We start from the raw sequence: 20,043 nt of genomic DNA, 5'->3' as shown, positions 1-20,043 counted from the left end.
AAGGCAATGTGCATATATGCCTCGAAAGGCAGAGCCCACAGACCAACAGGAGGCACCGGTGAGTGAATCTCCGAACGTGAGCAGCAGCCCCGCCCGGCAGACGGGCCAGGCCGCGAAGGAGGAGACCCGGGCCACGGCCGACCGGGCGAAGGAGGCCGCCGGCACCGTGGCCGGCAGCGCCAAGGAGCAGGCGCACACGGTGACCGGCGAGGCCCGTCGCCAGGCGATGGACATGGCGGGCCACCTGAAGGAGCGAGCCGCCCAGGAAGCGGAGACGCAGACCAAGAAGACGGCCGACACCATACGCCAGTGGGCCGACGAGCTGTCGGGCATGGCGGAGAGCGCCCGGTCCGACTCCCCGGTGAAGAGCCTGGCCGCCCAGGCCGCCGACGGCGGACGCCGTGCCGCCGACCTCCTGGAGAACCGGGGCGCGGGCGGGCTGCTGGAAGGCGTGGAGACGTTCGCGCGCCGCCGCCCGGGCGCCTTCCTCGTCGGGGCCGCGCTGGCCGGGTTCGCCGTGGGCCGCATGGCCAAGGCTGGCACCAAGGCCGGCCACCAGGGACCCGACGGCGCGGACGGGGGCCACTACTCGTCGTCCTCCAGGATGCCGGTGACCGCCGGCGGCGGAGAGCTCCGGTCGATGGGCCCGGGGCCGGTGCCGACCTACACCGAACCCCCGTACGACGGCACGGACGCCTCCCGGCGGCCGGAGGTGGGCTGAGATGGCGTACACCACCGAACGGCCGGGCCGTGAACGGGAGGACGCCTCGATCGGCGAACTGCTGTCCGCGGTCACGTCGGATGCCCAGAAGCTGCTCCGCCAGGAGATCGAACTGGCCAAGGCCGAGGTCCGCGAGGAGGCCACCAAGGCCGGCAAGGCCGCCGGCATGTACGGCGGCGCCGGGTTCGCCGGGTACATGACGGCGCTGTTCGCCTCGCTGGCCCTCGTCTTCGCGCTGGCCAACGTCATGGACTGGGGCTGGGCGGCCCTCATCGTCACCGTCCTGTGGGCGGTGCCGGCCCTCGTGCTCTACATGAAGGGCCGCTCCCGTATGCGCGAGGTCTCCCCCAAGCCGGAACGCACGGTTCAAACGCTCAAGGAGGACGCTGAATGGGCACGTCACCCGACACGCTGAGGGCGCAGATCGACACGACCCGGGAGGAGCTCTCCCAGGACGTGACCAGGCTGGCCGAGCACGCCAACCCCCGCCACGCCGTCCGCCGCCGCACGGAGCGGATGCGGGACAGGATGACCGGAGTACGGGAGCGAGTCATGGGAACCACCTCCGACAGCGCGCGGCACACCGCGGACTCGGTGCGCGAGACCGCCGGGCAGACCGCGGAGAAGGCCCGCGCGGGCGCCGGGCAGGCGGGCGGGGCGGTGAAGGCGGCGCCCCAGCACGCCGCCCGCAAGACCCAGGGCAACCCGCTGGCCGCCGGAATGATCGCCTTCGGCGCCGGAGCGCTGGCCGCCTCGATGATGCGCAGCTCGCGGACCGAGGAGGAGGCCATGGGCCGGCTGGCCGAGAAGGCGGGTGACATGGCCGAGCCCGTCAAGGGCGCCGCGATGGAGTCGGCCGGACGCCTGAAGGAGGACGCCGCGCGCACCGCGCAGCAGGCCGCCGAACAGGTCAAGGGGACCGCCGCCGATGCCGCCCGCGCCACCGCCGAGGAGGCCCGGGGACAGGCCCAGCAGGTCAAGGGGCAGGCGCAGCAGTCCGGGCAGACCGTCAAGGGCGAGGCCCGCCGCCAGGGCCCCGGTTCGGCGCACTGACGCCCCACCGGCCATCCCGCGGACTGCCCGCCCGACGGTCCGGGACGCCCGGAGGGCCGCCCGCGAGGGCGGCCCGCCCGGGGTCCCGGCGAGGTGCCACCATGAGCAAGCACAAGACCCGGCAGGGCCTGGCGGAGGAGTCCGGACGCACCCCGGACGAGCTGAGCGACCTGCCGAAGAAGTCCTGGAAGGGCGTGCTGAAGCGCACGGTCGCCGAGTTCAGGGACGACAACCTCACCGACTGGGCGGCGTCCCTCACCTACTACGGGATCCTGTCGATCTTCCCCGCGCTGCTGGCGCTGGTGTCGGTCCTGGGAGTGATCGGCCGGTCCGCCATCCAGCCCCTGGCCGACAACATCGGCAGTCTGACGCCCGGACCCGTGCGCGCCATCCTGCTGAGCATGCTGGAGCAGCTCCAGGGCAACCAGGGCGGCGCGGGGATCGCGCTGGTCATCGGTGTCGCGGTGGCGCTGTGGTCCGCCTCCGGCTACGTCGCGGCCTTCATGCGCGCCTCCAACGCCGTCTACGACATCGAGGAGGGGCGGCCGATCTGGAAGAAGCTGCCGGTCCGGGTGGGCGTCACGCTCGTCCTGCTGGTGATGCTGGCCCTGAGCTCGTTCGCGGTCGTCCTCACCGGCGACCTGGCCCGGCGGGCCGGCGACCTGGTCGGCCTGGGCGGCACGGCGGTGAGCGTGTGGAACATCGCCAAGTGGCCGGCGCTGGCGGTCCTGGTCAGCCTGATGATCGCGCTGCTGTACTGGGCGGCGCCCAACGCCAGGCAGGGCGGTTTCCGCTGGGTCACCCCCGGCAGCCTCCTGGCCGTCCTGCTGTGGGTCGCGGCGTCGGCCGGCTTCGCCTTCTACGTCGCCAACTTCGGCAGCTACAACAAGACGTACGGCAGCCTGGCCGGCGTGATCGTCTTCCTCGTCTGGATGTGGATCTCCAACATCGTGATCCTCCTCGGCCAGGAGTTCGACGCCGAGATGCAGCGTGGGCGGGCCATCCAGGCCGGCCGCCCGGCCGACGAGGAGCCCTACGTCGAGCCGCGCGACACCCGCACCTTCCCTCCGGGGTATCCGGACGACGGAGGGGCCCGCGACGACGAGGAGGGGGAGGGGAGCGCCCGGCGGACGGACCCGGGCCGGGACGCCGACCGGTGAGCACCGAGCCGGAGGAGCCGGAGGGAACCGGGGGAACTCGGGCCAGGATTACGGCTTTCGGGTGAATCATCCCGGTGTGCAAGGGTACGCAGGCAGCAGGCGGTCCCGCCCTCGGGGCCGAACGGAGCAGAGGAGGCTCGCTGTGAAGGGTGAACGCGACAAGGACGAGTCCTCCGCCGCGCCGCGGCGGCAGGTGCAGCTGCGCAGCGGTGGCGACCAGCCGGTGGACCCGGAGGACCTGGTCATGCTGTCGGGGCGCGACGTCACGCCGGAACGGGTGGAGAGGGCCCGGCGGGAGCTGGAGGAGAAGGGGGCCGCCGCGGTCGAGAGGTACCTTCCCTAGCCCGGTTCCGGGCCCGTCCGGCGGCGCCGCCCACCGTGCTCCGTGGGCGGCGCCGCCGTGTCGCGGCCGGCCGGTCCCGCGCCGGCCGCGTTGTAGGTTGGAGCCGCCGGCGCCACCCGGTGCCGTGACGCCCGGGCGGTGCATGCGCCCGCGGCTCCGCCCCGGACGCATGTCCGTGTTCCAGGAGCACCTTCCACGTGACGAACCTCGCGCTCGGTCCCGGCTGGCTGGACCCGGAGCACCTCATCCAGACGTTCGGACTGATCGGCATCCTCTGCATCGTCTTCGCCGAGTCCGGGCTGTTCTTCGGCTTCTTCCTGCCCGGCGACTCGCTGCTGTTCACCGCCGGCCTGCTGGTCGCCGCGGACCGCTACCTCCACCACCCGCTGTGGCTGGTCTGCGTGCTGGTGGTCGCCGCCGCCGTCCTCGGGGACCAGGTCGGCTACACGTTCGGCCGGAAGGTCGGCCCCGCCCTCTTCGGCCGGCCCGACTCCCGCTTCTTCAGGCGGGAGAACGTGGAGAGGGCCCACCGGTTCTTCGAGGAGCACGGCCCCAAGTCGCTGGTGCTGGCCCGCTTCGTGCCGATCGTGCGGACCTTCACGCCGATCGTCGCCGGTGTCAGCCGGATGCGCTACCGCTCCTTCCTGGTCTTCAACGTCGTCGGCGGCGTGCTGTGGGGCGCCGGGGTGACACTGCTCGGGGCGGCGCTGGGGCAGGTGCGGGCGGTCCACGAGAACATCGAGGCGATCCTGGTCGGCATCGTGCTGCTGTCGGTGCTCCCGATCGCCGTCGAGTACCTGCGCGCCCGGGGCCGTTCCCGTGTGACCGGGGCCGCGGGGGCTCCGGTCCTCACCGAGACCGGGGCGGAGGTCGCCGCCCCGGCGGACGGAGGGGCGTCTCCGGCCCGGGAGCGCGGGCGCCGCACCCGGGGCTGAACCGCGCTCGCCGTCCGGGTGCCCGAAGGCCGGCATGTCCGGGTTCTCCCGTCGTGGGCGCCGTGTGCCCGCCGTCCGCCGGCCCGCAGTCGGGGGGATAAATCCTATATGCTCATTTTCTCCCGGGGCGGTAAACGGACATCGTGTCGCCCGCCGGTAAAACCTCACCCGGACGGACGTGTGAGCCATTCGGGTCCGGGTACGCGCCGTGCTGCACATGACAGGTCAAAAGAGGAGGGCATGATGCGTAGCCTGAGCCCGGAGGTTCAGCTGACGAACGGTGACGCCTTGCCGGACCAGGAGCAGGAGAAGGCCTCCCCTGATCTGCCGAGAATCGAGGACGCGGGCAAGGTCGCGCCCCGTGACGCCCGACAGCTGTCCAAGCTGTTCTTCGAGCGCCTGAGAGAGCTGGAGGAGGGCACGCACGAGTACCAGTACGCGCGCAACACCCTCATCGAGCTCAACCTCACCCTGGTCAACTACGTCGCGTCCCGTTTCCGCCACCGGGCCGAGCCGATGGACGACATCGTGCAGGTGGGCACCATCGGTCTGATCAAGGCCATCGACCGGTTCGACCTGGACCGGGAGGTGGAGTTCACCTCGTTCGCCGTCCCCTACATCGTGGGGGAGATCAAGCGCTTCTTCCGGGACACCAGCTGGGCCGTGCGCGTTCCGCGCCGCCTCCAGGAGCTGCGCATCGAGCTGGCCCGGGCCAACGAGGAACTGAGCCGCCGGCTGGGCCGCTCGGCCACCACCGAGGAACTGGCCGAGTTCATGGGCGTGTCGGTGGAGGAGGTCATCGAGGGACAGGTGGCCAGCAACGGCTACGTGGCCGGCTCCCTCGACCTCCCCGTGGGGGACGACGGCAAGGACACCCCGCTGGCCGACCAGCTCGGGGACGTCGACCCCGCGCTGGAGAAGGTGGAGAACCTCCAGGCCCTCAAGCCGCTGATGGAGCAGCTCGACGAACGGGACCGCCGCATCCTCCGGATGCGTTTCGGCGGCGACATGACCCAGTCGGAGATCGGGGCCGAGCTGGGCATCTCGCAGATGCACGTCTCCCGTCTGCTGAGCCGGGCCCTGGCGCGGCTGCGGGAGGGCATGCTGGCGCAGAAGTAGCGGGAAGGCGTCGGAAGGACGCCGACGGGACGCGGCCGCCGGAGGCGGGCCGTGTGCCGACGCGGGGTCAGGGCCGGGGGCCGTGGCCCCGCGTCGGCATGCCGGGATGCCCCGGAGTCCCGTGCGCCGTCCGCGCGAAGGGCGGTTCCGGCCGGGGGACGGGCGGGTTGGGGGCCGGGACCCCGGGAACACGTTGCCGTGTCCGCCCGCCGGGCGGACACGGCAGGACAGCGGGCGAGTGAAAGGAACGTGCGGCCCCATGGGACACGGCGGAGACATCATCCACGAGCTGACCACCGACCACCGGGAGGTCGAGGAGCTCTTCGGAAGGATCGAGGCGCTGCCGGCGGGAGACGAACGGCGCAAGGAGTACGCGGACGAGGCCGTCAGGGAACTGGTGCGGCACGCCGTCGCCGAGGAGCAGTACCTGTACCCGGCGGTGCGCGACTTCCTGCCGGACGGCGACGAGGTCGCCGACAAGGAGCTCGACGACCACGCCACGGCCGAGCGGATCATGAAGGACATGGAGGGCCTGGGCGCGGACGATCCCGAATTCGACCGGCTGGTCGGCCAGTTGATGGTGGAGATCCGCACCCACGTCCAGGACGAGGAGGACAACCTCTTCCCGCGGCTGCGCCGGGCGGCGACCGCCGAGCAGCTGAACGAACTCGGCGAGAAGGCGCGCACGGCCAAGAAGACGGCCCCCACCCGCCCCCACCCCGCCGCGCCGGACACCCCTCCGGCGAACAAGATCATGGACCGGGGCGCGGGCATGGTCGACCGGCTGCGCGACGCCCTCACCGGCCGCGGCAAGGGCTGAGCCCCCGGCGGCAGGGGCCGGGGCCCCGGCCTCGCCGCAGCCTTCCCGCGCCCGGCGGGCGCCGGCACCGGTCACCGGCGCCGGCGGCCGCCGGGCCGCCGCGGACACCCGGACACTACGCCTCCGCCGCCGCGGCGTCGGCCGCCGTGTCCGTGTGGAAGACCAGGGTGCCGTCCGACGTGTCGACCCGCACCCGGGTGTGCGGCCCCAGCTCCCCGCCGAGCAGCATCCGCGACAGCGGATTGTCCACCTCCCGCTGGATGGTGCGGCGCAGCGGCCGGGCGCCGTACTCCGGCTGGTAGCCGTGCCGGGCGAGCCACTCCACCGCCTGCGGGGTGAAGTCGATCTCCACGCCCTGGGAGTGGACCCGCCGCCGGGTCTCGTCCAGCAGCAGGTCGGTGATCCGCCGCAACTGCTCGTCGGAGAGCCGGCGGAAGACCACGATCTCGTCGATGCGGTTGAGGAACTCCGGCCGGAAGTGCTCCCGCAGCGGGCGCAGCACCCGCTCGCGGCGGGCCGCCTCGTCCGCCTCGCCGCCCCCGTCGCCGGTGAAGCCCAGCGCTCCGCCGCGTCCGGTGATGGCCTCCGAACCGAGGTTGCTGGTCATCACGATGACGGTGTTGGTGAAGTCGACCGTGCGGCCCTGGGAGTCCGTCAGCCGCCCGTCGTCGAGGACCTGGAGCAGGATGTTGAAGACGTCCGGGTGGGCCTTCTCCACCTCGTCCAGCAGCAGCAGCGAGTACGGGTGGCGGCGCACCGCCTCGGTGAGCTGCCCGGCCTCCTCGTGGCCGACGTACCCGGGCGGGGCGCCCACCAGCCGGCTGACGGTGTGCCGCTCCTGGTACTCGCTCATGTCCAGGCGGACCATCCGGTCGTCGGTGCCGAACAGCGCCTCCGCCAGGGCGCGGGCGAGTTCGGTCTTGCCGACGCCGGTGGGGCCCAGGAAGAGGAAGCTGCCGATCGGCCGGTCGGGGCTGCCCAGCCCGGCCCGGGAGCGCAGCACGGCCTCGGCGACGACCGAGACGGCCTCGTCCTGGCCGACGACCCGCTGGTGGAGGTGCTCCTCCAGGTGCAGCAGGCGGGCCTTCTCCTCCTGGGTGAGCGTGCTGACGGGGATCCCGGTCTGCCGGGAGACGATGTCGGCGATGTCCTCGACGGCGACCTCGGCGATGCGGTCGCCCACCACCGGCTGTGCGTCGTCCTTCTCGCCGATCGCCTTCTCCACCTCGGCGAGGCGGTCGCGCAGCTCCTTCGCCCGCTCGTAGTCCTCGTCGGCGACGGCCTGGTCCTTGTCCCGCCGCAGCTGCTCGGCCTCCAGCTCCAGCGCCCGCACGCCCGTGCCGCGGGTGGAGGAGCGCAGCCTCACCCGCGCGCCTGCCTGGTCCATCAGGTCGATCGCCTTGTCGGGGAGGAAACGGTCGGTCAGGTAGCGGTCGGACAGCTCGACCGCGGCCAGCAGCGCCTCGTCGCTGTAGCGGACCTGGTGGTGGGCCTCGTACCGGTCGCGCAGGCCCCGCAGGATCTCCACGGCGTCGGCCGTGGTGGGCTCGGGGACCAGGACGGGCTGGAAGCGGCGGGCCAGCGCGGCGTCCTTCTCGATGTGCCGGCGGTGCTCCTCCAGCGTGGTGGCGCCGATGACGTGCAGTTCGCCGCGGGCCAGGGGCGGCTTGAGCATGTTGCTGGCGTCCATCGAGCCGCTCTCGCCGCCGCCGGCGCCCACGACGGTGTGGAGCTCGTCGATGAAGACGATCAGCTCCTCGGAATGGGCGCGGATCTCGTCGATGACGCCGGTGAGCCGCTCCTCGAAGTCGCCCCGGTAGCGGGTGCCGGCCACCAGGCTTCCGATGTCGAGCTGGACGACGCGGCGGCCCAGCAGGTTGTCCGGCACGTCGCTGTCGGCGATGCGCTGCGCCAGGCCCTCCACGATGGCGGTCTTGCCGACCCCGGCCTCGCCGATCAGCACCGGGTTGTTCTTGCCCCGCCGGGCCAGGATCTCTATGGTCTGCTCGATCTGCTCGTCGCGGCCGATCACCGGGTCGATGCGGCCGTCACGGGCGAGCTCGGTCAGGTCCCGGCCGTACTTGTCCAGGTTCGGCGTGCTGCTCGCCGGCCGCCCGGGCCGGCCGCCCGGCGCGGACTGCGGCTCGCCCGGACCCTGGTGGCCGGTCTGGTGGCTCTCCGGGAGCCCGGAGCGCGCGTCGAAGTGGGCGGCGTTGAGGATCTGTCCGGCCGCGGAGTCCCGGTTGGCGGCCAGCGCCACCAGGATGTGCTCGGGCCCGATGTAGGACACGCCCGAGGACCGGGCGACGTCGTGGGCTTCCATCAGGGCGCGCTTGACGGCGGGACTGACGGAGATGGAGGCGCGCGGCGGACCGCCCCCGGCGTGCCGGTCGATCTCGGCGACGATCGTGTCGGGGTCGCCTCCGGCGCGGGAGACCATGGAGCGGGTCGGATCGGTGGTGAGCGCCGCCCGCAGCAGGTGCTCGGTGTTGAGGTCGGTGCTGCCGTGCTCGGCCGCGTACGACGCCGCGGACGAGACGAGCTGCCGGGCGGGTTCGCTCATCAGCCTGACGAAGTCGAAGTACCGGGGACCGGACCGCTGCGCGCCCGAGGCGGCGCCCAGGAGGCGTGCGAGGAACTCGCCGAGCGGATCCCGGCCGAAACTCCCGGGACCCATGTACCCGCTGGTCATATACGTCCATCCCGCTGGCCCGGCCGTCGGCCGGGCCACGCTGCTGTCTCGGTGCCTCTGGTCTGTCTCGCCGTCCGGGTTTCCCGCTCGGAGCGACACGACACGTCACCGATGCCACCACTTGATCCGATATGTCCGCGTGGCCCCTCCGGTCCCGGACCGGAGGGGTTTCGCAGGTGTGAGCCGCCCGGGAGGGGTTATCCGGAGCGTGTAACTCCTTCGGTGGGGGACGTGCCCGGACCGGACGGCGGGACCGCGAGGCCCGTGCGGGCGGCGAGCCCCGGGACCCGGCCCCGGCCCGCGGAGTTGCCGGGCGTCTCGTCGGTTCGCGGAAGGGCACGGTCGATGTCGTTGCTGTCGGGTCTGCGTGTGCCGGTTCCCCCCGTGATCGGGCTGGTGCCGGACGGAGTGACGGCGGGAGCCCGGGAGGCCGTGGGCACCGCGGGCCGGCTCGCCGGCCGGCTCGTCGGACTGCCCGGGCGGGCGGTGTGGACCCGGCCGGGGCGCTGCTACATCACCGTCCACGGGCTGAACAACTCCGACGGGGAGCGGCTGGCCCGGCGGGTGGAGCGCAACCTGGAGGAGCACCCGGGGGTGCTCTGGGCCCGGGTGAACGCGCCCTCGGGACGGGTGGTGGTGGCCCTGGCCTCCCCGCCCCCGCCCGAGCGGGAACTGGTGGCGCTGGTGGAACGCGCCGAGACCCAGGTCCCCTGCGAGGAGGAGCACGGGGAGTGGTGCCAGGAGCCGCACCACCCCTGCGAGGGCCCGCGCACCCGCCAGTCGGTCTCCGCCCTGGCCGCCGACGTGCTGGGACTGGGGCTGTCCACCGTCAACCGGCTGGCCCCCTGGACGCCGCTGCCGCCCGAGGTGGCCGCGCTCACCGGGGCCGTCATCCGCCACCCTCGGCTGCGGCACCTGATCGACGTGGGACTGCACGACCCGGAGCGCTCCGAGTCGCTGCTGCCGGTGGTCTCCGCGCTCGCCCAGGGCGTGGCCACGCGGGGCGGCGGACTCATGCTCGACGTCGTCCAGCGCCTGGCCCAGTGGCGCGAGGCGGGCGCGCACCGCCGGGCCTGGGAGGAGGCGGAACCCCGGCTGGTGGCCGGACCGGAGGACGCCGCGGCCGGCCCGATCGAGGCCGAACGCCCCCGCCCCGCCCCCCGCGACGCCACCGACCGCTACGCCGAGCGGTCCATGGCGGTGAGCGCGGCGGCCGGTGCGGCCGCGGTGCCGTTCGCGGGACCGCGGCGCGGACTGGCGGTGGCGCTCTCCGGCGTCCCCAAGGCCCCGGACGCGGGCCGGGAGGGCTTCGCGACCACGCTCGGCCGCGCCCTGGCGCTGCGGGGCGCCACGGTCATGGACCGGACCGTGCTGCGGCGGCTGGGCCAGATGGACACCGTCCTGCTGGACGAGGAGGCACTGAGCGGCAGCCGCCACGAGCCGGCCGACCTGGTGCCGCTGGACGGCACGGACCCCCGGGAGGCGGCCGAGCGGACCTTCGCGCTCTTCGCCCCGGAGAGCCCCGACGCCACCCGCCGCGACGAGGACGGCTGGGTCCTGGGGCCCCTGGAGGAACTGGAGCTGACCGGCCGCAAGGGCACGCAGACCGCGCGGCGGCTGCGGAAGCAGGGCAGCGAGCGCGTCCTGGGCCTGGCCCGGGGCCGGCGCCTGATGGCCGTGGCGGGACTGGCCCGGCAGAAGGCCCCGGGCGCGGACGCCGTGGCGGCGGCCGCCCGGCGCGCGGGAGTCCGCGTGGTCCTCGCCAGCGACCGGCCCGAGCCGGCGTTCGGCTTCGCCGACACCGTCGTCCCCGGCGGCGAGCGCCTCGCGGAGTCCGTGCGCGCGATGCAGCGGGACGGCGCGGTGGTGCTGCTGGTGTCGGGGGACCGCCGGGCCCTGGCCGCCGCCGACTGCGGGATCGGCGTGCACCGGGACGGCGAGCCGGCGCCGTGGGGCGCCCACGTCCTGGCCGGCACCGACCTGGAGGCGGTGGGGCTGATCGTGGACGCGGTGGGCGTGGCCGCCCAGGTCGACCGCGAGAGCCGGATCCTGGCCGCGGGCGGCAGCGGCGTCGGCGCGATCGCGGCCCTCCAGGCGCCCGCCTTCCAGGCGACGGCCCGGGGCGCGGCGGCGAACACCACCGCCGGTACCGCGGCGTTCTGCCTGGGCACCTGGCGCGCCCGGCAGCTGCTGTCCCGCCCGGTGACCCCGCCGGTGGAGACCACGCCCTGGCACCTGATGCCCGCCGACCGCGTCCTGGAGCGCCTGGGCACCACGGACCGGGGCCTGGAGCGGGGGGAGGCCGAGGCCCGGGCGGCGAAGGGGACGGACTCCGAGCAGCCGAGGGGCATCAGCCTGCCCGCGGCGTTCGTCGAGGAGCTGGCCAACCCCCTCACCCCGGTGCTCGCGGCGGGCGCCGCCCTGTCGGCGGCCGTGGGGTCGCAGACCGACGCCGCGCTGGTGGCGGGGATCACCGGCGCCTCCGCCCTGGTGGGCGCCGTCCAGCGGGTGCGGACCGACCGGGCCCTGGCGGAGCTGTTCGCCCGCTCGGCGATCGGCGCGCGGGTCCGGCGGGGCGGGACCGAGCGCCTGGTGGCCGCCGGCGACCTGGTGCCCGGGGACGTGGTCGTGCTGCGCTCCCAGGAAGTGGTGCCCGCCGACTGCCGGCTGCTCCAGGCCGACGGACTGGAGGTCGACGAGTCCTCGCTGACCGGCGAGTCCCTGCCGGTGGCCAAGGACCCGGCGCCGGTGGTCGCCGCGCAGATCGCCGACCGCCGCTCCATGCTCTACGAGGGCACCACGGTCTCGGCGGGCACCGCGGTGGCCGTGGTGGTGGCCACCGGGTCGGCCACCGAGGTCGGGCGCAGCCTGGCCACCGCCCGGCAGAAGGCCCCCGCCACCGGGGTGGAGTCCCGGCTGCACGAGCTGACCAGGACCAGCCTGCCGCTGGCGATCGGCTCGGCCGCCGCGGTCGCCGGAGCCGGCCTGCTGCACGGCCGCAGGCTGGCCGACACGCTCGCCTCCGCGGTCAACCTGGCCGTCGCCTCCGTCCCCGAGGGACTGCCGCTGCTGGTCAACGCCGCCCAGCTCGCCGCCGCCCGGCGGCTGGCCGACCACGGCGCCCTGGTGCGCAACCCCCGCACCATCGAGGCGCTCGGCCGCGCCGACGTGCTGTGCTTCGACAAGACCGGCACCCTCACCGAGGGGGAACTCCAGCTCGCCACCGTCAGCGACGGCGAGCGCGACCTGCCCGCGGACCGGCTCGACGCCGTCTGCAAGGCGGTGCTGGGCGCGGCGCTGCGCGCCACCCCGCCCGCCCGCGCGTCCGAACCCATGGAGCACCAGACCGACCGCGCGGTGGTGGTCGGGGCGCGGCGCGCGAAGGTGGCCGTGCGCCAGGGCGCGCCGCAGTGGCGGCGCACCGACGCCCTGCCGTTCGAGCCGTCCCGCGCCTACCACGCCACGGCGGGCCGCACCTCGCGCGGGGCGCTGCTCAGCGTCAAGGGGGCGCCCGAGAACGTGCTGGAGCGCTGCACCCGCCGGCGCGCCGGGAACGGCGGGGAGACCGAGCTCGACGACGCCGCCAGGAAGCGGCTCACCGCCGTCGCCGAGGAACTCGCCGGCGCCGGACGCCGGGTGCTGGCCGTGGCCGAGCGCCGGCTGGGCCGGGACGAGGACCTCACCGACGACGCCGTCTCCGGCCTGGCCTTCCTCGGCTTCGTCACCTTCGCCGACCCGGTGCGCTCCAGCGCCGCCCCGGCCACCGCGCGGCTGCGCGCGGCCGGGGTGCAGACGGTGATGCTCACCGGCGACCACCCCGCCACCGCCGACGCCATCGCCGCCACCGTCAGCGAGGACCCCGACCAGAAGGTGTGCACGGGCGCCGAGATCGACGAGCTGAGCGACGAGGAGCTCGACGAGCTGCTGCCCACCCTGGACGTGATCGCCCGGTGCAGCCCGCACCACAAGGTCCGCATCGTCCAGGCGTACCAGCGCATCGGCAAGGTGGTGGCGATGACCGGCGACGGGGCCAACGACGCCCCCGCCATCCGCCTGGCGGACGTCGGCATCGCCCTGGGACGGCGCGGCACGCCCGCCGCGACGGCCGCCGCCGACCTGGTGGTCAGCGACGACCGGCTGGAGACGATCATCGCCGCGCTGCTGGAGGGCCGCGCGATGTGGGGATCGGTCCGGGGCGCGCTGGGCATCCTCCTCGGCGGCAACCTCGGCGAGGTGGCCTTCAGCGTGCTGGCCGCCTCCCTGACCGGCGCCTCGCCCCTGAACGCCCGGCAGATCATGCTCGTCAACCTCCTCACCGACCTCGCCCCCGCCCTGGCCATCGCGGTGCGCGAACCGGCGACGGAGGGCGCGGAGGCGCTGCTGAGGGAGGGGCCGGAGCGGTCCCTGGGCGCCGGCCTGTCCCGGGAGGTGCTGCTGCGCGGCGCCACCACCACGCTCGGTGCGGGGCTGGCCTGGGGTGCGGCCCGGCTCACCGGGCGGGGGCGCCGTGCCAGTACGGTGGCGCTGGCCTCGGTGGTGGGCACCCAGCTCGCCCAGACGCTGCTGACCGGGGGACTGGACCGCAACGTGCTGATGGCCGGGCTCGGCTCGGCGGCGGCCCTGGCGGCCGTCATCCAGACGCCCGGGGTCAGCCAGTTCTTCGGCTGCACCCCGCTCGGCCCGGTCGGCTGGGGCATCGCCCTCGGCTCGATCACCACGGCCACGGCGCTGGGCGCCGCCGCGACCCCGCTGGTCCGCCGCCTGGCGGTGCCGTCGATCCTCCCGGACGCGCCGGAGGAAGCGGAGGAAGCGGAGGGAGCGGGGGAGACTGCGGAGGACGCGCGGGAGACCGCGGCGGAGAGGTGAGAACGGCCCCCGGCGGCTCCCGGCGGCCCGCCGGGGGAGCGGCGCACGGCGGGCGGCCTCCCGGACACCGGCCGGACACGGACCGGGCGCGGAGGGAGCGGACAAGGGACGGCCCCGGAGCGTGTCGCACGCTCCGGGGCCGTCCCGTGGGCCGTCCGGCCGTACCGAGTGGTGAGGAGCCCCGCGGCCGGACGGACGAGGACCGGATCAGACCTGGCCGCGCCAGGCGCCCGTCTCCGTGCCCCGCTCCTCGATGAACTCCTTGAACCGCTTCAGGTCGCCCTTGATGCGGTGGCGGACCATGCCGAGCTTGTCGCCGACGGTGTCGGCCACGCCCTCGGGCTCGTGGTCCATCTGGAGCATCACCTTGGTCCGGCCGTCGTCCAGGCGGTGGAAGGTGACCACCCCCGCCTGCCGGGTCTCACCCTCGACCGTCGTCCACGCCACCCGCTCGTCGGGGATCTGCTCGGTGATGCGGGCGTCGAACTCCCGCTTGGCGCCGGCGACCTTCGTCACCCAGTGGGTGAGGGTGTCGGTCTTCTGCTCGACCCGCTCGACGCCCTCCATGAACTCCGGGAAGGTCTCGAACTGCGTCCACTGGTCGTACGCGGTGCGCACCGGGACGCGTACCTCGATCGACTCCTCGACCTTGGACATCCGCCATCCCTTCTTTCGGTCGTGATGACTGGTGTGTCATGTTTTGTTCCGTCAGTTCACGCCTACCCGGAAGGAGTACGGCCATGCGGCGGCCGGCGGAGAGGGTCCGGGGCCGTCACGGCAGGGGAGTGCCCCCGGTGGCGTTGACGATCTCGGCCGTGATGTAACTCGCCTCCTGGGACGCCAGGAAGACGTACGCGGGGGCCATCTCGGCGGGCTGGGCCGGCCGGCCCAGCGGGGACTGCTTGCCGAACTCCGAGGTGTCGGGCATGGTCGCCGGGATCAGCGGCGTCCACACCGGCCCCGGGGCCACGGCGTTCACCCGGATGCCCCGCTCGGCCAGGTTCTGCGCGAGCCCCTGGGTGAAGGCGATGATGGCGCCCTTGGTGGTGGCGTAGTCGAGGAGCTGGGGGCTGGGCTTGTACCCCTGCACGGATGTGGTGTTGATGATGCTGCCCCCCGCGGGGATGTGCGGCAGGGAGAACTTGCACAGCCAGAACATCCCGTACAGGTTGGTGCGCACCGTCCGGTCGAACTGCTCGGTGCTGATGCCGTCGATGCCCTCCGGCTGCGCCATCTGGAAGGCGGCGTTGTTCACCAGGACGTCGATGCGGCCGAACTCCGACACGGCCCGCTCCACCAGGCGGCGGCACTCGGACTCCTCGCGGATGTCGCACAGGAGGGGCACCGCCTTCCGGCCGGCCTCCTCCACCAGCCGCGCCGTCTCCCGGGCGTCCTTCTCCTCCTCGGCGAGGTAGGTGAACAGCACGTCCGCGCCCTCGCGGGCGAAGGCGAGCGCCACGGCGCGCCCGATGCCCGAGTCGCCGCCGGTGATGACCGTCCTGCGGTCCTCCAGCCGGCCGCTGCCGCGGTAGGACGACTCCCCGTGGTCGGGTTCCGGCTCCATCCGCCCGGTCAGGCCGGGGTGCGGCTGGTCCTGCTGGGGGAACTCCGGCCGCGGGTGGCGGGTGGTGGGGTCCTGCTGCTCCCGGTCGCTCATGTCCGTCCCTTCTCTTCTCTCGTCCTGTCTTCTCGCGGTCTGCCGTGTTCCGGGCCGTCCCGGCGTGTTCCGGGGCGGTCCCGTCCGCTCGTCCGCCGCGCGGCCCCGGAATGACGGGGACCGCGGCGGGGCCGGGAGGGCCCGGGGGGGCCCGGAGCCTGAGGGCTCCGGGCGGTCCCCGTCCGGGCGGGAAGCGGTCCGTGGCGGATCGTGCCGTCAGGTGCGGTGGGTGACGTCCTCCACGCCCAGGCCGAGCGCCCGGGCGATGTCCTGGACGTTCTGGAACTCCTGGCCGGCCGGCAGCTTCCCGGCCAGGCCCAGCAGGCGGTCGGGCGCGTTGTTCCGGCGCAGAGTGTCGAGCACGGCGTCGCGGTCGGCGGGGTAGAGCTCCTTGCCCAGGTGCCGGGCCAGCTCGCTGCGCACCTCGACGTCGTCCTGGTTCATCCCCGGCGGGGTGCCCCCGGTGAGAACGGTGTTCGGGGCCCGGTCCACGTCGGGCTGGTCCTCGCCGGAGGGCTGGAGCTCGTGGTCCTCCTCCATGCGGGTCGACCGGCTCGCGCGGAGTTCGCCCTCCATCTCCTGCTTGAGTTCGTCGTCCCGGATGGGGCCCGTCTTGTTCTTCCCGTGCGTGGCCATGTCGTCCTCCCGAAGATCCAGACAGTGGTCGGCGGGTGCGCCCACGTCCGAATCGTCTTCCCCCGGCTGCCGGTATTACACCGTTTACCAGGGTTTGTGATCATTTTCTTGGCCGGTGCCCGGTCACCCCATGTCGCCCTTCCGCTCCGGGGTGACGTCGGCGATGTCCCGGCGGCCCACGTTCTCCTCCTGGTCGATGGCCGCGATGTCGGGGTGGTGGAGGTCGAACGCCGGGGATTCGGAGCGGATCCGCGGCAGGGTGACGAAGTTGTGCCTCGGCGGCGGGCAGGAGGTGGCCCACTCCAGGGAGCGGCCGTAACCCCACGGGTCGTCCACCTCGACCCTCGGCGCGTACCTGGCCGTCTTCCAGACGTTGTAGAAGAACGGCAGCATCGACATGCCCAGCAGGAACGAGCCGATGGTGGAGATCATGTGGAGCCCGGTGAAGCCGTCGGCGGCCAGGTAGTCGGCGTACCGGCGGGGCATGCCCTCCGCGCCCAGCCAGTGCTGGACGAGGAACGTGGCGTGGAAGCCGATGAACAGCGTCCAGAAGGTGATCTTGCCGAGCCGCTCGTCGAGCATCTTGCCGGTGAACTTCGGCCACCAGAAGTGGAAGCCGGCGAACATCGCGAAGACCACCGTGCCGAACACCACGTAGTGGAAGTGGGCGACGACGAAATAGCTGTCGGTGACGTGCCAGTCCATCGGCGGGGAGGCCAGGATGACGCCGGTCAGACCGCCGAAGAGGAACGTGACCAGGAAGCCCAGCGCCCACAGCATCGGGGTCTCGAAGCTCAGCGACCCCTTCCACATCGTGCCGATCCAGTTGAAGAACTTCACTCCGGTCGGCACCGCGATCAGGAAGGACATGAAGGAGAAGAACGGCAGCAGGATCGCCCCGGTGGCGAACATGTGGTGCGCCCAGACCGTCACCGACAGGCCGGTGATCGCGATGGTGGCCCCCACCAGGCCGACGTAGCCGAAGATCGGCTTGCGGCTGAAGACCGGGATGACCTCGGTGATGATGCCGAAGAACGGCAGCGCGATGATGTACACCTCGGGGTGGCCGAAGAACCAGAACAGGTGCTGCCACAGGATCGGGCCGCCGTTGCCCGGGTCGTAGATGTGGGACTGGAACGTGCGGTCCGCCTGCAGGGCGAACAGCGCCGCCGCCAGCACCGGGAAGGCCAGCAGCACCAGCACGCTGGTCAGCAGGACGTTCCAGGTGAAGATCGGCATCCGGAACATCGTCATGCCCGGGGCGCGCATGCAGATGATCGTGGTGATGAAGTTGACCGCTCCCAGGATCGTGCCGAAGCCGGACAGGCCCAGGCCCATGATCCACAGGTCGCCGCCGATCTGGGGCGTGCGGGTGTCGTCGGACAGGGGCGGGTACGCGGTCCAGCCGAAGTCGGGGGCGCCGTCGGGGGTGAGGAAGGAGCTCACCGCGATCAGCGAGCCGAAGAGGTAGAACCAGTACGCGAGCATGTTCAGCCGCGGGAAGGCCACGTCGGGCGCGCCGATCTGCAGCGGCATGATGACGTTGGCGAACCCGGCGAACAGCGGGGTGGCGAACATCAGCAGCATGATCGCGCCGTGCATGGTGAACGCCTGGTTGTACTGGTAGTTGGAGAGGAGCTGAGTGCCGGGGCGCGCCAGCTCGGCCCGGACCAGCAGCGCCAGCACACCGCCGATTACGAAGAACCCGAACGAGCTGGTCAGGTACAGCATGCCGATCTTCTTGTGGTCCGTGGTGGTCAGCCAGGTGACCGCCACCGCCCCCCAGCTCCTCCTGGGAGACTCCTCCCGCCTGGCCTCTTCCGTCCCAACTGCCATGACCCGCGTCCTCTCGACCCGCCGGCTCCGACCGGCACCGGACGCGTTCCCCGTCCGGTGCCCGCACACCTGCCGCTTCCGGAATTCCCGCCGATGGCCGCGGACGGCCGGTGGGGCGGGACCGTCTCGGCGCGGACGGAGCCGGGAGCCGGACCCGTCCCTGTTCGCCGTTTCGGCGGGCATGTGATGCGAATGCCGTTTTTCGGTGTTCCTGTCGCCTTCTGTCTTACGCGCAGGAGCCCCCGGCGGCAACGGCATCGGCCCCGTGTCCGCCGTCCGCCGCGGCGGACGGAACGCGGATCCCGGCGGGGTGAGGACGCGTCAGCGGCCGGGACCTCCCTCCGGACCGGCGGCGGGCGCGTACCGGGCGAGCCACACCGCGAACGCGGCGCCGGTGACCAGCAGGGCGCAGAAGGCCCAGGCGTTCAGCACGGCGGCGGAGGGCGCCCAGCAGGCGGCCAGGTCGTAGACGACGTGCCCGGCCACCAGCGGAGTGAGCCGGCCGCAGCGCAGGTACAGGAAGAGGGCGCAGACGCCCAGCAGAGCGAGAGCCACCCCGGGCACCCCCAGATACAGGTGGGCCGCGACCCGGAGCAGCAGACTGAGCGCGCACAGGGCCCACAGCGGGCGGCCCGCGGCGCGCCCCAGGACGACGACGGCGCCGACCAGCACCATCTCCTCGGCCACTCCCGTGAACAGGATGTTGGCCACCATGTCCGCGGGGCCGCTCCAGCCCAGCGCCGCGCTCTGCGCCCCGTCCAGGACGGGCAGCCGCGGCGCGGTCTGAGACAGGGTCAGCCGGAGATGGGCCATCCAGGCGACCGTGGTGTAGGCGATGACGAAGACGGCGCCGAAGACCATCACGGCCGTCAGCCGTCCGGCCGGGGTGCGCGCACCGGGCGGACGGACGCCCAGCCCGCGCAGCCCGGCGCCGTGCGAGGCGGCCAGTTCCCCGCAGAGCCAGGCCAGCACGGCGGTGGTGGCCAGACTCCCCACCGCGCCCTGCGTCTCGCCGGCCCGCACCAGGTCCACGGCGCGCGCGCCCGCGGCGAGAGCCGCCAGGGCGAGAGCGGCCCGGGTCCGCGGCGCCGCCGGCCCGGCGCGGGCCGCCGACAGCCGCACCAGCCAGGCGCCGGCGGCCACCGAGCAGAGCAGCCGGAGCCAGGGGAGCAGCGCGTCCGACCAGCCGTGCGCCGGAACTCCTGCCAGGACGGCGAAGTCGGCCGCCGAGCCCACCACCGGTACGGCGCACGTCACCAGCAGGAGGCGCCGCAGATCGCGCGCCGCCCCGCCGGGGCCGGCGCGGGGACGGCCCCGGCGGGGCGGGGCGCCCGGCCGGGGGACCCGGACGGGCGTCGGCGAACCGGTGTGCTGGAGGCCGGAGTTCGGCAGGGTCTGGGCCACGGGCACGTCTTCCCGTACGAGTCGGCGTCGGCTGGGCGGGCGTTACCTCTTCCGGGTATCCGCCCACGGGCCGCCGACACCTCCGGCGCCGTGCGGCGCGCCTTCCGGAAGCGGCCCCGCGCCGTGCCGGCGCACCGCCGACCGCCCCGTGCGCCCCGGCCGCCCGAGACGGTGCGGCCGGGGCGCACGGTCACCCGGCGGCCTGGGCGAGACGTCCGTGCAGCACGAGCGCCCAGGCCAGACAGGCGAACGAGGCCGCGGCGGCCACCGTCCGCACGGTGTTCCAGCGCACCCACCGCGCCTCGAAGCGCTCGCGCACCGCCGCGAGACCGGCGGCGCGGTCCACCTCGCCGGCCGCGGCCAGCGCGTCGTTGAGCGGGACGTTGACCCGGAAGGTGACGACCAGCACCACCGCGTACAGCGCGAACGCGGCCACCGTCCACGGCAGCGCCGGCCGTCCCCCGCCCAGGTGGAGCACCGCCGCCGCACCGGTGGCCAGGGGCGCGCCGGCGAAGCAGACGGCGAACCACCCGTTGAGGATCGCCACGTTGATCCGCTGCATGGCCTCGACGAACGTCCGGTCGCCGGACCGGCCCAGACCGGGCATGACGGAACAGGCGTAGGCGTAGAACAGGCCCGCCACCAGCCCGGTGGACACGGTGGCCACGAGCAGTACGGCGGTGCGGAGTTCGGACACGGGGAACCTCCGGGGACGGGAAGCGCACGGGAACCGGGAGAGCGGGCGGCCGTCCGCCCGCGGCCGGCCCCAGTCAATCCGGCGGGCCGGGACCGGTCCATCGC

16 protein-coding genes are annotated in these 20,043 nt (G+C 73.8%); 9 read left to right on the top strand and 7 right to left on the bottom strand.

All coding sequences use genetic code 11. The annotated features are described in order from the left end of the window. Positions 1-76: 76 nt before the first annotated feature. The 8 genes from ABD358_RS17210 to ABD358_RS17175 all read left to right on the top strand — a co-directional run bounded on the left by ABD358_RS17210 (position 77) and on the right by ABD358_RS17175 (position 6,151). Positions 77-721: an ATP synthase subunit B family protein gene (locus ABD358_RS17210; RefSeq protein ID WP_344631921.1), complete on the top strand. Its 645-nt coding sequence runs from the start codon at positions 77-79 to the stop codon at positions 719-721. A gap of 1 nt (position 722) precedes the next feature. After that, positions 723-1,136 carry a phage holin family protein gene (locus ABD358_RS17205; RefSeq protein ID WP_344631920.1) on the top strand — a complete coding sequence of 138 codons (414 nt, stop codon included), beginning with the start codon at positions 723-725 and terminating at the stop codon, positions 1,134-1,136. Then, the gene (locus tag ABD358_RS17200; protein WP_344631919.1) at positions 1,112-1,774 is read left to right on the top strand and encodes a DUF3618 domain-containing protein; all 663 of its coding nucleotides are present in this window, start codon (positions 1,112-1,114) and stop codon (positions 1,772-1,774) included. The genes ABD358_RS17205 and ABD358_RS17200 overlap by 25 nt, the downstream gene beginning before the upstream one ends. 101 nt (positions 1,775-1,875) lie before the next feature. Next, entirely contained in the window at positions 1,876-2,934 is a 1,059-nt protein-coding gene (locus tag ABD358_RS17195) for a YihY/virulence factor BrkB family protein (protein ID WP_344631918.1), read from the top strand. A gap of 142 nt (positions 2,935-3,076) precedes the next feature. Continuing rightward, positions 3,077-3,277, top strand: a complete 201-nt coding sequence (locus ABD358_RS17190; RefSeq protein ID WP_344631917.1) for a hypothetical protein — start codon at positions 3,077-3,079, stop codon at positions 3,275-3,277. A gap of 197 nt (positions 3,278-3,474) precedes the next feature. Continuing rightward, positions 3,475-4,212, top strand: a complete 738-nt coding sequence (locus ABD358_RS17185; protein WP_344631916.1) for a DedA family protein — start codon at positions 3,475-3,477, stop codon at positions 4,210-4,212. Positions 4,213-4,455: 243 nt separating this feature from the next. Next, positions 4,456-5,331: an RNA polymerase sigma factor SigF gene (locus ABD358_RS17180; protein ID WP_344631947.1), complete on the top strand. Its 876-nt coding sequence runs from the start codon at positions 4,456-4,458 to the stop codon at positions 5,329-5,331. A gap of 259 nt (positions 5,332-5,590) precedes the next feature. Continuing rightward, positions 5,591-6,151, top strand: coding sequence for a hemerythrin domain-containing protein (locus tag ABD358_RS17175; protein WP_344631915.1), 561 nt, complete (start codon positions 5,591-5,593; stop codon positions 6,149-6,151). 115 nt (positions 6,152-6,266) lie between these two features. Here ABD358_RS17175 and ABD358_RS17170 read toward each other — a convergent pair whose 3' ends face one another. After that, positions 6,267-8,843, bottom strand: coding sequence for an ATP-dependent Clp protease ATP-binding subunit (locus ABD358_RS17170; protein ID WP_344631914.1), 2,577 nt, complete (start codon positions 8,841-8,843; stop codon positions 6,267-6,269). Between the two features lie 369 nt (positions 8,844-9,212). Here ABD358_RS17170 and ABD358_RS17165 point away from each other — a divergent pair, with 369 nt between their 5' ends. After that, positions 9,213-13,709: a cation-translocating P-type ATPase gene (locus ABD358_RS17165; protein WP_344631913.1), complete on the top strand. Its 4,497-nt coding sequence runs from the start codon at positions 9,213-9,215 to the stop codon at positions 13,707-13,709. Between the two features lie 207 nt (positions 13,710-13,916). Here ABD358_RS17165 and ABD358_RS17160 read toward each other — a convergent pair whose 3' ends face one another. The 6 genes from ABD358_RS17160 to ABD358_RS17135 form a co-directional block, all read right to left on the bottom strand. Beyond that, positions 13,917-14,366: an SRPBCC family protein gene (locus tag ABD358_RS17160; protein ID WP_344631912.1), complete on the bottom strand. Its 450-nt coding sequence runs from the start codon at positions 14,364-14,366 to the stop codon at positions 13,917-13,919. 115 nt (positions 14,367-14,481) lie between these two features. Then, positions 14,482-15,366, bottom strand: a complete 885-nt coding sequence (locus ABD358_RS17155) for an SDR family oxidoreductase (protein WP_344631911.1) — start codon at positions 15,364-15,366, stop codon at positions 14,482-14,484. Positions 15,367-15,582: 216 nt separating this feature from the next. After that, complete coding sequence (locus tag ABD358_RS17150; protein ID WP_344631946.1) at positions 15,583-16,002, bottom strand: DUF2795 domain-containing protein; 420 nt, start codon at positions 16,000-16,002, stop codon at positions 15,583-15,585. A gap of 123 nt (positions 16,003-16,125) precedes the next feature. Further along, positions 16,126-17,838, bottom strand: a complete 1,713-nt coding sequence (ctaD, locus tag ABD358_RS17145; protein WP_344631910.1) for an aa3-type cytochrome oxidase subunit I — start codon at positions 17,836-17,838, stop codon at positions 16,126-16,128. A gap of 321 nt (positions 17,839-18,159) precedes the next feature. Further along, entirely contained in the window at positions 18,160-19,242 is a 1,083-nt protein-coding gene (locus tag ABD358_RS17140) for a CPBP family glutamic-type intramembrane protease (protein WP_344631909.1), read from the bottom strand. A 190-nt stretch (positions 19,243-19,432) separates the two neighbouring features. Next, positions 19,433-19,939 (bottom strand): anthrone oxygenase family protein, encoded by a 507-nt coding sequence (locus ABD358_RS17135; protein WP_344631908.1) that lies wholly within the window; start codon positions 19,937-19,939, stop codon positions 19,433-19,435. Between the last annotated feature and the right edge of the window lie 104 nt (positions 19,940-20,043).

Source organism: Streptomyces glaucosporus (genome assembly GCF_039533345.1).
Taxonomy (GTDB): domain Bacteria; phylum Actinomycetota; class Actinomycetes; order Streptomycetales; family Streptomycetaceae; genus Streptomyces; species Streptomyces glaucosporus.
The sequence above is the reverse complement of the archived record's forward strand: the minus strand, read 5'-3'. Positions and strand labels throughout refer to the sequence as shown.